Below are 12,836 nucleotides of genomic sequence, written 5' to 3'. Positions count from 1 at the left end.
TTCGGCAAATCCAAGCATGCGCAGGGCGGCAGGGTTGACAAAGGTCACCCGCCCCGCGGTATCGACCCCGAATATGCCTTCTCCGGCCGCGTCGAGCAACAGGCGTTTGTCTTCCTCGCTTTGCCGAATGGCCTCTCTGGCTTGTCCCGTGGAATAGATGATGCCTGAAAGGATCACAATTAGAAGGCATACGGAAATCGTTGCAAACGCGCCGGCCAATTTGTAGACCCCGATATGATCTGTCGGGGCCAGAAGCACGATCGACCATCCGTCGCTGCCGATAACCCTCCTGGAAGCAATATAATCCTTTCCTTCCAGGGCAACTTCGATATCACCAATGATCTCCCTTTCCAAAAAGGAGGTTCCAGAGAGTTTACTGCCGAATTGCCGTGAAGCGATCAGTTTGTCCCGTACCGCTTTGTCGAGAGGCCATAGAGTTTTCAGGACCATTGCCGGCGAACTGGAAAGGAAAATGACACCGTCCGGGTTGACGAGAAAGCAAAAGGGATATTTTTTTAAAAAGCTCTCCATCTCGTCAAGATCCTTTTTCATCGCGACCACGCCAAGCACTCTACCCTGACGGTCCTTAACCGGATGGCTTGTATAGAGCCCTCTTTTTCCGGAAGTGACGCCCAGGGCAAAATAACGAGCGGACAGGCCCCTGACCGCTTCCTGAAAGTAAGGACGAAAATGATAGGATTTCCCCACAAAGCTGTCCGGTTCCTTACGATTGGAGGATGCCACAGTCGTACCCCTGGTATCCATCAGGTAGGAGACGGAAGCGTTGAAGGCGGAATTGTATCTGTCCAGCACGCTATTGGCATGGTCGATGTCCCTATCCCTCTTGGACGGCAATACGGGGGTGATCCAGGGAGACCCGGCCAGGGATATAATTGCCCCTTCGATATTTGCGAGTGTGGAGGACAAATGGGTGGACACGGATAATAATGAGGCCTGGTTCCTTCCAATGATCTCCTGCCGGGCCTTCTTGCCAAGATAGTCCGTGGCAAACCAGCCGGCAAAGATGACGATCAGCAGAAGGATCATCGGTAATGAATACAGAAAATGTCTCCTATTCATACGCAGAGCCTCCCAGGCATGACCCTGTTTTAATGCTTGGTGAAGGTGAATTCCATTTCGAAAGCACCGCGCACCCTTCCATATCCATATAAGCATCTTATCCTGTTGTGGTAGAATGTCAATGAGACTGCCGGGATTTCGTCATCTCCAATAGAAATACGGCCTCTCCCGTCACCCATCTCCGGCCTTTCCTATTCCCTGCTCGCCCCATTCGTGGTATAGTCTTAGCCTATCATGAAACGTATCATAGTGGGGACCGCCGGGCATATCGATCACGGGAAGACGACCCTTATCAGGGCCCTGACCGGTATCGATTGCGATCGTCTTAAAGAGGAGAAGGAAAGAGGCATCACCACGGAGCTGGGTTTTGCCCACTGGCACCTGGATGACGACCTTCTTGTGGGGATAGTCGATGTGCCGGGTCACGAAAAGTTCGTCCGTCACATGGTGGCAGGCGCCTGGGGCATCGATACGGTGCTTATCGTTGTGGCCGCTGACGAGGGTGTCATGCCGCAGACACGGGAGCACCTGGATATATGCGAGATGCTCGGGCTTACGAAGGGCATAGTCGTCATAACAAAGAAAGACCTCGTCGACGAGGAGATGGTCCAGCTCGTGGAGGAGGATGTCAAGGATTTTCTGCAGGGCAGGGCGCTGGAAAACGCCCCCGTTGTGGCGGTGTCCGCGACGACGGGGGAAAACCTGGAAGTGCTCAAGGCGATGCTCCGCGATATTTCCACCCGGATCGAAGAGAAATCGAGGGAAGGCATATTCCGGCTCCCCGTTGACCGGGTTTTCACTTTGAGGGGCCTGGGGACCATCGTCACGGGAACCTGTATATCGGGGTCGCTTGGTGTAGGCGAGGAGGTGGAGCTCTTCCCGTTTACGAGGAAGGCGAGGGTGCGCAGTATCCAGGCCTATCACGATGACGTGAAGGAAGCCACCGCCGGTCAGAGGATCGCCCTCAATCTTCAGGGCCTGGACAGGCAGGATGTTGAACGGGGGAGCATGGTGGCGCGGCCCGACACGCTTTTGCTCACTTCAAGGATCGATGCCTCCCTGAGACTTCTGAAGCTTGCCATAAAGCCGATACGCCACGACAGCATACTGCGTTTCCATATTGCAACGACTCAGGAAGAGGCGCGTCTTGTTTTGCTTGAGACCGACCAGATCGAGCCGGGCCAGGAGCTCTTCGTACAGTTCGTGTTCAAGAAACCCATTGTAGTGCTGCCCGGTGACAGGTTCATCCTCCGCGGGTCCTATGCCATCCAGACTGTGGGCGGCGGAAGGGTCCTCGACATCATGCCATCGAGGCATAAGAGGAAGGCTGAGGGGCTTGGGAACATCTATCACATTTTGAACCAGGGTACGGACCTGGAAAAGACCGCCTATCATGTATCAAAAGGCGGTTTTCGGGGGGTCAGGCAGCAGACTCTTTCGATACTCACGGGGAAGGATGTCCCTTCGATCCAGAAGACCGGCGAGGTTCTGGGGAAGAAATCGGTAGCGACCCTCGTGGGAAAGACGTATCTGCATAAGAGGTTTTTCGACGCTTATCAGGAAAAGATCGTTGCTTTCGTTGGCGAATATCATAAGGTAAATCCCTTGAAGATCGGGATTCCGAAGGAAGAACTGCGGTCTCGGCTGCCTGCTACCGACGTTCAGGTCTTTCAGACAGCGCTGGATGAATGTGCGGCCTCAGGCCGTATCGTCGTGGAAAAGGACCGCGTAGGGTCGCGGGATCACGCCAAGGGTACGGGCCAGACCGATGAATTTGAAAAACGCGTCCTCGCCGCCCTTCTCGCTTCAGGTTTCACACCGCCGGGACTTAAAGACCTGGCGGGGACGGTGGGAGTTACCGAGAAGAATGTCAGGGAGCTTCTCGAACGCCTTGCTTTCAGGGGGGGTGTTGTCAAAGTGGCCCAGGATATGTTCTTCCATAGGGACATGATAGAAGAGCTCAAGGAAAAGGCCACCAATTATCTCCGCAACCATCACGAAATGGGCCCATCAGATTTCAAATCAGAACTCAACCTCTCAAGGAAATTCCTCATACCCCTTCTCGAATACCTGGACCAGATCAAACTGACGATCAGGAAAGGGGATAAGAGGGTACTGAGAGGATAAGAGAAACAATAACCAGAAAGAGCTGGGTCCTGGCCGGACTGTTGGAATGTGGACACCCGTTATCATTATTTGGACGTTGCCGTTGCAACTATCGATGCTATCCAACCCGTTCGGTTGCCGTACAGGGCCACCTTGTACCACTTCATTCCCGTGCTGTCGTTTTGTTCATCGAGGAGGGGCAGTATTTCTCCCCGGACGATGACGAGGATCCGCGGGGATTCGAGCCCGGGGGCTCTGCGGATGTTGGCGGCGTCCACTTTGACCACGGCCACGCGATTCTGGGCCGACTCCTGTTTCTTTTTCATTTCCTCCCGGAAGGCGGCTATCACGTCCTTATCGGGAGCCGGATCGGGAGGGCTCTGGGCAGACGCCTCCATCTGCGATTTCGCCGTCGGGTCTGTTTCTTGAGGATTTTGTATCGGAGCGTTCTCGACGGTGGGCTTCTTCGGCGTTTCGAGCTTCTCGACCTCCTTTACGATGACCGTGGCCTGGGGCTGTTTCGGAGTTGAGAGAAAGTGATATCCTGCCGCTCCCACGAAGACGCAGAGTAATATGGTCAGGGTTATCAAGACGGGCTTCAGAAACTGAGCGGAAGGCTGACCGGAAGAGGTCTGCCTCGTGTTGTGCGCGACGTATTCCAGGGGGGCCGCCGGGTGGTTCACGGTTGCGGCTGATGGGCCGTTCGATGCCTTTGAGGCTTCCTTTGGCTCCTCCCTTCTATCCGCCACGATGTAGGGCAGGCTTTCACCCCTCCCGCTCATGGAGTTGATGGCCTTGGAGACCTCCTTGAAGCCTATCTTCCTGGTCTTGTCATTATAACCGTTGAGAAGGGCGAGGTCGGAGACGGCGATGATGGTCCGGGGAAGTCCCTTGGAATATTTATGGATGATCTCGATAGCGTCTTCGGCGAATATCTCCCGGGCCACATCGAGCCCGGCCTTGTTAAGGCGGTACCTGATCAGTTCCCGTGTTTCGTCGAATCTCAGCGGCGTGAAGTAGTAGCGGACAGGGAGTCTCTGCCAGAACTCCGGCATTTCCTGCAGGGTGTCCCAGAGGCCCTTTTGTCCTGAGAGGATGAAGGTGTGCAGGTACGCATTGTTGTAGGTGAGGTTGATGAGCACCCTCAGTTCCTGGAGCACATCTCGCGCCTCGCAGAGCATCTGACCTTCATCGATGACGATTATGTTCTTGCCGCCCTCCATCTTTGCCTCTATAAGGGCATTCTTCAGGGTGGTGAGGTTCGTCAGTTTATCCTCTGCCGGCATTTCACCCGTGATGAGGCCCGTAATCTGACCGATCATCTGATCTGCGGTGAGCGTAGGGTGATCTACAAAGGCGTAGCGGAAACGAGAACCATACTCGGCCTTCATCTCATCGATGAGCTTGAGGAGGATAGTCGTCTTGCCCAGGCCTGCGTCCTCGGAGGCGACGACAACGCCTCCCTTGTTGGTGTTTATTGCATACTTCAGGCGTTCGAAACATTCGAAATACTGTCCTGTCACGCACATCATGCTCCCGTCGGGAGCAAGCAGGAACGGATGATGGTCGAGACCCCAGTATCTGAGGTACTCTTCGGTCATGGTTTGCATATCTTGCATGGTACGTAACCTATTTTAATAGCATCGCTTCTGTTATGAAACACAATTTTGCTTTTTTCAGAAATCTTTTTGACTCCCTTGCAGTTTGGTCTGTGGAAGCTGGACGTCCTCTTGCTGCCTATATAATGTTGCTCGGTGTCCTTCTTCTTCTCCAGCCATATGCCTTTGTCGTCGGCTATCGCCTTCTTTTCGGCTTCAATGAGGGTGTCTTTGTACTTGATGTTGGGACCGGGGACATCGGCCCGGGCATAGCCGTTCCTGATGAGTTCGGCATTGACAAAGGTCTTTTTGACGAAGACGTAGGCAAGGAGATGTCCCTTCTCATCCTTTTTCTTCGTGTCGAACTCCAGCCTGACCTTTTTCATGAAGACGAGTTTCTTGTTGTAGCGAACGGCCTGTCTCGCGTAGAACTCGGCTCCCCCTTCCTTTCTGTTGAGTTCCGGGGTGGCCACCCCGATGTACCGGACGGTTTCGCCCGATTCAAGCTGAACGGTATCGCCATTAATTATCTTTCTGACTACATAGTCTTTGGCGAAGGCTGAACTGAAAGGGAAAACCAGCGTAACGAGAAGGGCTAAGGCAACGTATCTCCTGAACATATCGATGATGATTGTACACTATTTTGCCCTCCCATTAAACAATATAAGTCATAAAAAAACCGCCCCCCGTGGAAACGGGGGGCGGTTTCAAATATGCAGCCTTCAGATTTTAGCCAACCTTGAAGATCATGGATGCGCCGGTGTCGCCAGCCGCGCAACCTGTCCAGAGGCAGTAGCCGCCGCCGAGGAGAACCATTTCTTCGAGCATTTCCGCAATGATCCTGCCGCCTGTCGGAGCCTGGGGATGTCCATAGATCAATGATGAACCGTAGTTGTTCATAAACATGACATCGATGCCCATCTTCTTGGCGAAGTTGAGGTCATTTGTCGCAAAGGGGTTGTGGCTCTTGATCGCCTTCATGTCGGTGATCTTGAGACCTGCGTTGGCAAGTGCCATCTGGGCTGCCGGTACAGGCGCCGCGGCCATGAAGCCGGGGTTGACCCTGGAGTAGCCGTAGGAGACCAACTGGATCTCGACCTTCGGGTCAGCGCTCAACTCCTTCGCTTTGTCCCTTGTTGTTACGATGAAACCGACGTTTCCATCGGCGGGGAATGTCTGTGCGCCGAAGCTGTGGACGCCGCCTTTTTCCGCAGGTCCGAGTTTAGCGAGACCTTCAGCTGTTGAATGTGTCACGCCTTCGTCGAGTTCAACAAGCTTGGTTTTCTTCTTGCTGATGGCGACTTCAGCCGGGAACATATATTTCTTCTGGAATTCGCGGTCGTTGGCCTGCGACATCATATACTGCTCGTAACGCCTGAGAACCACGGCGTCGCACTCTTCCTTGGTGATGCCCGCTTCTTTCGCGACGTTCTCGGCGGTCTGGACCATCTTGAGCGGCGGGTAAACGTTGGGGTCGCTGTTGAAATTGTCCATCAGCCAGTTTTCATGGATCACTTCAGCGCCGGGACCCATCGGGTTCGGCCAGATGGTGTGGGCGCCGTTAGAGGTCCGGTCTGCCATGAGACCGAAGGCGACATCACACATTCCCTGCTCAACTGTCATGGCAGCGAGGTTGAGGATCGTCGTCGACGTGGTGCAGGCCTGGTTGATCATGAGGCCGGGCACGTTCTTTTCGTTGTTCGTCAGCAGACCTGCAGCCCAGTTATGGCTGTAGAAAAGGTGATGCTGGGTGATGCTGATCCCAAAATACAGGTAATCGATAACGCTGGGATCGATCTTTTTCTTTTCCAGGAACCATCTTCTTGCAGTTTTTGCACCGAGCGAGATTGAGTTCTCGTTCTGCATGCTTCCCTGCCAACGGCAGAATGGGGTTGAATAGTAGCCGTTGTAAGGGATATACACGTTTGAATAAGTCTTCATGAAGCTACCTCCTCCTAAATATTTTGTTAAATCAGGGCGCTTTTCCGGCTCTTGTGAATCGTCAGACTGTTCGATCAGGCAGAGCGCCGGTTAATCATGTATGGTGTTTTCTCCCGACTCAATATTGTTACGCCCGTTATTTTCCCTTGTAATTGGGTTTTCTTTTCTCGACGAACGCATTGATTCCTTCGCGCCCGTCTTCGGATGTAAATGCTATCGAGAAAGAGTCCATTTCCAGGGTCAATCCTGTTGCTATGTCCGTGTCCATACCGGTGTCGACACATTTCTTGATAAGCGCCAGGGCCGCCTTCGGTTTAGCGGCGAGTTTCCCGGCCCATTTCCTTGCCTCTTCCATCAACTGCTCTCTCGGCACCACTTTGTTGGCCAGGCCGACACGATATGCCTCCTGGGCATTTACAGTGTCCCCGAAAAAGAGCATCTCTTTTGCCTTCGGGAGGCCGACAAGCCGGGGAAGGCGCTGAGTCGCGCCGGAACCGGGCATTATACCGAGATTGATCTCGGGAACACCGAAGACCGCGTCCTCCGAGGCTATCCGGAAGTCGCAGCAGATCGCCACTTCACACCCGCCGCCCAGGGCCAGGCCAAAAACGGCAGCGATAGTGGGTTTTGCAATAGATGTGAGTTTATCGAAGGTCTTCCTTGGAGCTGTCCAAAGGAAGTCGAGTGTTTCAACAGCGGATTTTCCCATGACGTCCTTCACGTCGAGACCAGCCCCGAAAGCCTTGTCGCCATTGCCGGTAATGATGATGGCGCCTATGGAACTGTCGTTTTCAAGGTCGACGATCGCGTCGTACAGATCGTAGTAGGACTGGACACTCAAGGGGTTCACCGGCGGCCTGTTCAGCTTGATGATCCCGACCGGTGCTTCTTTCTCAACTATTATAGTTTCGTAGGCCATGGGAGCCCTCCTTTATGAGCGTCTTATTTGGAATAGTCGTACCAGCCCTTGCCGCTCTTCCGGCCAAGGCCGCCGGCCTTTACCAGGTTCTTGAGCGTCAGTGGGGGATCCCATTTAAGTTCCTTCGGCAGGTTGTCATAGAAATACTGCTGAACGTGGAGGTTGATGTCGAGACCCGTGAGGTCCATCAGTTCGAAAGGACCCATAGGATAGTTGAGACCGAGTTTGGCTGCTTTGTCGATGTCTTCTTTCGAAGCGATGCCCTGTTCCCAGAGCTTGATGGCTTCGATGAAGTGGGGAACCATCAGCCTGTTGACGAGGAAACCGGGGATGTCCACCCTGACCTCGACAGGTTCCTTTCCGAATTTTCTCGTAAGGTCAAGTGTGGCCGCGACGGTCGCGTCGCTGGTCTGGAGGCCGCGGATGACTTCCACGAGCTTCATGAGCGGAACGGGGTTGAAGAAGTGCATGCCCACGACCTTGTCGGGTCTCTTCGTCGCCGTTGCCATCTCGGTAAGCGACATGGATGACGTGTTCGAGGAGAGGATGACGTCGGGTTTTGTTATTTCGTCAAGTTCCGCAAAGACTTTCTTCTTGATATCCATTATTTCTACGACCACTTCGACGACGAAGTCGGCGTCCTTCATGGCTCCCATGTCGGTCGTGCCTTTGATCCTGCCCATGATGGCTGCCTTGTCATCCGCGGACATTTTTCCCTTTTCGACGGTCTTGCCCAGGAATCTGTCTATGTTCTTGATCCCGCCTTCGACGAATCTGTCCTCGATGTCTCTCAGGATGACATTGTAGCCAGCCATTGAGGCTACCTGAGCAATACCATTACCCATTACGCCGGCACCCAAAACTCCGATTGTCTTTATATCCATACAGCCCCTCCTATAAAGTGATTTTTTGGAAAAATTAAAAAATTCACATGCCCATATATCTAACTATTTTTATACCTGGCGTGTCAACTGTTTTCGTCGCTAAATCCAATATTATTGCGGGGTATGCGGGCAAATGCCACCGGGTGAATCTCCTTCCCGTTCGGGCCCCTAATCCTCCCTTTTTTCCTTAGCCTGTTTTGCCCGCGAGATGGGCGACCCGGGTCTTGAGGTTAAGAAGGTACGCTTTCTCGGGCTGTTTAGGCCCGGGGTTGGGGTCGTATTCCTCCCGCTTGATATGTTCGACGACCCTGTCGATATCTTCCTCCTCCATTGCCAGAAGCTCCATGACCCGCCTGCGGAATGTGAAGGCTGCCTCCAGGGATGAATCGAAGAATTCTCCCACATCGCTGCCCGTATAGACAAAGTGGTGGCCCTGGCAAAAAATGTCCACGTCAAGAGCGGCAAGCCGTCTAAGCGAATGTATGTAGGCGTCGAAATCGACGAGGAACTCGCTCACTATCCGTCCCGTCTGGTTGCGGCAGCCGGCCGATTCAGTGGCCACAAGGATCTTGTGTTCGGGGATGTAATAGCTGAGCATATCCCGTGTATGGCCGGGCGTGATAAGGACTTGCACGTTCAGCGATGGGTCAACGGTAAAGGTCTCCTCGTGATCGAAGATACGATCTACCGTGAAGGGCTCAAAAGAAGAATGGAGAATGGCATTGGAGTCTATGTCGGGCGAAGCCTTCGCAAGATGGGTAAAGTTTTGGCTCAGGGAGGTCATAAGGTCGATGGCGTTTGGACGGGACAATATTTCATTTGCCCGCCTCGAGGCGCATATCCTGATCCCGGGGAAGACCTTTTTGAGATACGATGCGGCCCCGCAATGATCGTAATGGACATGGGTGAGGAACAGGTAGGATGGATCCTTGCGGCCGGTTACTTTCCTGATGTCCCTGGCATAGAGCGGGCCCATGGAATAAAACCCGGCCTCGAAGAGTACGGGCGTGATACCATTTAATAGATAGCTCGGCGACCATGCGAATCCCGTCACATGAAAATCCCGGTCGACGTGCCCTGTTGTGCTGAGAATCATGCTTTTCTTCTTGCCATGCAGGTGAATTAATTATATAAAAACAAAAGGACTAATGCAAGGGTTCTTACTCCTGTCCCGGTGGAAATGGTCTTTCGGGTTCGGTCGGGCGAGCCGTCGTTAACCACCGTAAATCATTGGTAAACGTTTATTATATTTATCAGAATTAGCTTGACAGGCGAAAAGTGCTTTTGCTAAGATAGGTTTGCTAATTGTTTCACAATATTGGCCCACAAAAATACCGTAAAGAAAGGAGAGCAAAATATGGATTTCAAGATTTCCGATGAACTCGAATCAATGCGTAAGATGGCCTACGAGTTTGCTGTAAAAAATATTAAACCGACGATGGAAGAAGACGAAAAAGAGCATAAATATCGTCCGGAACTCTTAAAGAAAATGGGAGATCAGGGCATGTTCGCCTGCCTCGCCCCCGAGAAGTTTGGTGGGTTGGGACTGGAAGAGGGCAACATGGCAGCAACGCTCATGGCTACGGAACTGGCAAGAGTCAGCCCGTCATGGGGTCTCCCCTTCAACCTTCAGATGAACGGACCGCAGAACGTTCTCCTCAAGTTCGCCAGCGAAGAGCTGAAAGAGCAGTTCCTCCCGGGTCTCATCGCCGGAACGAGCGGCGGTTGCTTCGCGATTACGGAACCTAACTCAGGGTCCGACGTAGCCAGCATGAAAACGACGGCAACGGAAGTCGACGATGGTTTTATTCTCAATGGTTCCAAGACCTGGATCTCAGGCGTACCTTTCTGCGGCTGTGGTGTTGTGTATGCAATGACCGACAAGGCAGCGAAGCACAAAGGCATGTCCGCCTTCTTCATCGATTTCAATACCCCGGGCGTTGTACAGAGAGCTATCACGACAAAACTGGGCCTCCACTGCGCACCGACGGGTGAGGTCTTCTTCGAAGAAGCGAAGATCCCCAAGAGCGCCCTCGTTGGCAAGCTTGGTCAGGGCTTCAATATATGTATGACGATGCTCAATTTCACCAGGTTGAGCTCAGCGGCAAGAGCAGTAGGCGTGGCAGAGAGCTGTATCGAAGAGGCCTGCAAATATGCAAACGAAAGGGAACAGTTCGGCCAGCCGATTGGACAGTTCCAGATGGTCCAGGAGCAGATCGGCCGCATGTCCGTGGAGCACGAAGCGGCAAAACTGCTCGTCCTCAAGGCTGCATGGCAGAAGGACAAGGGCATGAACAATACCCTCGAGACCTCAATGGCGAAATACTATGCCGGTGAATCAGCAAACTTCTGCGCCTCGGAAGCTGTGAAGATCTTCGGTTCTTATGGGTTCTCCTCCGAGTATCCTGTCGAGAGATACCTGAGAGACGCGAAGTCCTATCAGATCGTCGAAGGCACATCAAACGTCCAGAAGATGATCATCGCCCAGTTTGCGCTGGGGTACAGAAAGTAACTAATCGTTTAATCCTGTAAGGAGGTAAGTGTATGGCTACTGAAGTGACATGTCCAATGGTTGGAAAGATCGTAAAGGTTGATGTCAAAGTTGGCGACAAGGTGAACGAGGACGATCAGGTTGCAATCCTCGAGGCAATGAAAATGGAAATGCCGATCGTTTCCCCGGCTGGCGGGACTGTGAAAGAGATATTTGTAGAGGCCGGTCAGGAAGTGGAAGCGGATACGGTCATCGTAACACTGGAATAGCTCAAGAAAAAGGGGGAGAAGCTTATGTTAGTTGCCGGGATAGATATAGGTTCGATTACAACTGAAGCTCTGCTTCTCGATAAGGATAAAGGGATATTGGGTTATACCATCCTTCAAACAGGTGCGGATTCCAGGAAAACGGCTGAAATGGCACTCGAAAAAGTGCTTGCCTATCCGGGCAAAAGCCCTTCAGATGTATCCTATATTGTAGCAACCGGTTGCGGGAGAAAAAGAGCGGCCTTTGCCAAGCAGGCAGTTACGGAGATCACATGCATTGCGAGAGGCGTCAACCATCTTTTCCCGCAGGCTAGAACGATCATCGATATTGGCGGCCAGGATACGAAAGTTATAAGGATTGATGAAAAGGGCCGCGTCATCGAGTTTGAAATGAACGATAAATGTGCCGCTGGGACCGGAAGGTTTGTCGAGGTCATGGCCAAGGCGCTGAACGTGGAACTTGACAGGATCGGTGATTTTTCGTTGAAACACAAGAAAGAATTGACCATTAGCAGTATTTGCACCGTTTTTGCTGAGTCAGAGGTGATATCCCTGGTCAGTGAAGGTGAAGAGCTGGAAGATATCCTTTATGGTATACACAAGGCCATCGCCGACAGGACAATGGGGCTCATCAACAGACTGGGCGGTATTCAGAATGACGTCATCATGGCGGGCGGGGTCGCCAAAAATATTGGAGTGGTGAAGGCCCTGGAAGCAGCGCTCGGTACGCAGTTGAAGATCCATGTCGAGCCTCAGATCATCGGCTCACTCGGCGCCGCCATTATCGCCATGGAAAAGTCAGCATAAGACACATAAGGATGTGACACAATAAAGGGCCAGTCTGTTGACTGGCCCTTTTCCTTTTTTTAAAGACTCTCGTTCTCGAATCCTTTTTCCCTCAGTTTCTCTCTATACTGCCTCGGCCTTTTTCCTTCTCTGAAGGGCGATCTGACTTATCAGGACAGGTATGAGCAGCGCAACGGCTATTATGTCCGTGATCAAACGAGGTTCGATGAGAAGAATGGAAGTGATGAAGAGCATTACCCTCTCCCACGTGGTGATCCTGGTAAGGAACCATCCAATCGTTGCGCATGACAGGAGGAAGACACCCACAGAGGCAGTCAAGGTGACCCAGATGATCGAGAGGGCGCTGCCGGACATTAAGAGGGCAGGGTTAAAAACAAACATATAAGGTATGATGAAGGCCGCCAGACCTATCCGGCATGCCGTTACAGCCGTCTGCATCGGCGAGCTCTTGGCAATCGCTGACCCGGCATATGCGGCAAGAGCCACTGGAGGGGTTATGGCAGATATGATAGCGAAATAAAAGACGAAAAGGTGTGCGGAAAGGACCCCGATGCCGAGGTTTGTAAGGGCCGGAACGGCGAGGATCGCGCAAATGATGTACGCCGCGGTGGTTGGCAGGCCCATACCCAGGATGAGCGAGGCGATCATGGCAAAAAAGAGGGTGAGGTAAAGGTTACCATGGGCCAAAGCGATGATGGCGCCCGAGAATTTGAGGCCAAGCCCTGTGAGTGTGACGACACCGAC

12 protein-coding genes are annotated in these 12,836 nt (G+C 52.7%); 4 read left to right on the top strand and 8 right to left on the bottom strand.

Annotated elements, in window-relative coordinates; all coding sequences use genetic code 11:
- The coding region (locus PHC90_13035) for a cache domain-containing protein (protein MDD3847266.1) at window positions 1-1,080 on the bottom strand (1,080 nt) is incomplete at its 3' end.
- A 234-nt stretch (window positions 1,081-1,314) separates the two neighbouring features.
- On the opposite strand from PHC90_13035, the gene selB reads away from it, so the two are divergent.
- The gene (gene selB / locus PHC90_13030) at window positions 1,315-3,207 is read left to right on the top strand and encodes a selenocysteine-specific translation elongation factor (GenBank protein MDD3847265.1); all 1,893 of its coding nucleotides are present in this window, start codon (window positions 1,315-1,317) and stop codon (window positions 3,205-3,207) included.
- A gap of 65 nt (window positions 3,208-3,272) precedes the next feature.
- Here selB and PHC90_13025 read toward each other — a convergent pair whose 3' ends face one another.
- From PHC90_13025 to PHC90_13000, 6 genes are all read right to left on the bottom strand, one after another.
- Complete coding sequence (locus PHC90_13025) at window positions 3,273-4,787, bottom strand: SH3 domain-containing protein (GenBank protein ID MDD3847264.1); 1,515 nt, start codon at window positions 4,785-4,787, stop codon at window positions 3,273-3,275.
- Complete coding sequence (locus PHC90_13020; protein ID MDD3847263.1) at window positions 4,784-5,404, bottom strand: thermonuclease family protein; 621 nt, start codon at window positions 5,402-5,404, stop codon at window positions 4,784-4,786. The genes PHC90_13025 and PHC90_13020 overlap by 4 nt, the downstream gene beginning before the upstream one ends.
- 109 nt (window positions 5,405-5,513) lie before the next feature.
- Window positions 5,514-6,725 carry a thiolase family protein gene (locus tag PHC90_13015; GenBank protein ID MDD3847262.1) on the bottom strand — a complete coding sequence of 404 codons (1,212 nt, stop codon included), beginning with the start codon at window positions 6,723-6,725 and terminating at the stop codon, window positions 5,514-5,516.
- A gap of 136 nt (window positions 6,726-6,861) precedes the next feature.
- Window positions 6,862-7,644 (bottom strand): enoyl-CoA hydratase-related protein, encoded by a 783-nt coding sequence (locus PHC90_13010; protein MDD3847261.1) that lies wholly within the window; start codon window positions 7,642-7,644, stop codon window positions 6,862-6,864.
- A gap of 23 nt (window positions 7,645-7,667) precedes the next feature.
- The gene (locus tag PHC90_13005; protein MDD3847260.1) at window positions 7,668-8,528 is read right to left on the bottom strand and encodes a 3-hydroxyacyl-CoA dehydrogenase NAD-binding domain-containing protein; all 861 of its coding nucleotides are present in this window, start codon (window positions 8,526-8,528) and stop codon (window positions 7,668-7,670) included.
- Between the two features lie 187 nt (window positions 8,529-8,715).
- Entirely contained in the window at window positions 8,716-9,624 is a 909-nt protein-coding gene (locus tag PHC90_13000; GenBank protein ID MDD3847259.1) for an MBL fold metallo-hydrolase, read from the bottom strand.
- Between the two features lie 261 nt (window positions 9,625-9,885).
- On the opposite strand from PHC90_13000, the gene PHC90_12995 reads away from it, so the two are divergent.
- The 3 genes from PHC90_12995 to PHC90_12985 are packed head-to-tail and all read left to right on the top strand — an operon-like array spanning window position 9,886 to window position 12,092.
- On the top strand, window positions 9,886-11,040 hold the full coding sequence (locus PHC90_12995; GenBank protein ID MDD3847258.1) for an acyl-CoA dehydrogenase family protein: 1,155 nt from the start codon (window positions 9,886-9,888) through the stop codon (window positions 11,038-11,040).
- Between the two features lie 32 nt (window positions 11,041-11,072).
- Entirely contained in the window at window positions 11,073-11,288 is a 216-nt protein-coding gene (locus PHC90_12990) for a biotin/lipoyl-binding protein (protein MDD3847257.1), read from the top strand.
- 24 nt (window positions 11,289-11,312) lie between these two features.
- Complete coding sequence (locus tag PHC90_12985) at window positions 11,313-12,092, top strand: acyl-CoA dehydratase activase (GenBank protein ID MDD3847256.1); 780 nt, start codon at window positions 11,313-11,315, stop codon at window positions 12,090-12,092.
- Window positions 12,093-12,194: 102 nt separating this feature from the next.
- Here the strand turns inward: PHC90_12985 and PHC90_12980 are convergent.
- Window positions 12,195-12,836 (bottom strand): DUF3394 domain-containing protein (locus PHC90_12980; GenBank protein MDD3847255.1); only part of this gene is annotated, 642 nt, incomplete at its 5' end.

This window comes from Syntrophorhabdaceae bacterium, from assembly GCA_028698615.1.
Classification (GTDB): Bacteria; Desulfobacterota; Syntrophorhabdia; order Syntrophorhabdales; family Syntrophorhabdaceae; genus Delta-02.
This window is presented reverse-complemented; position numbering and strand designations above follow the sequence as displayed.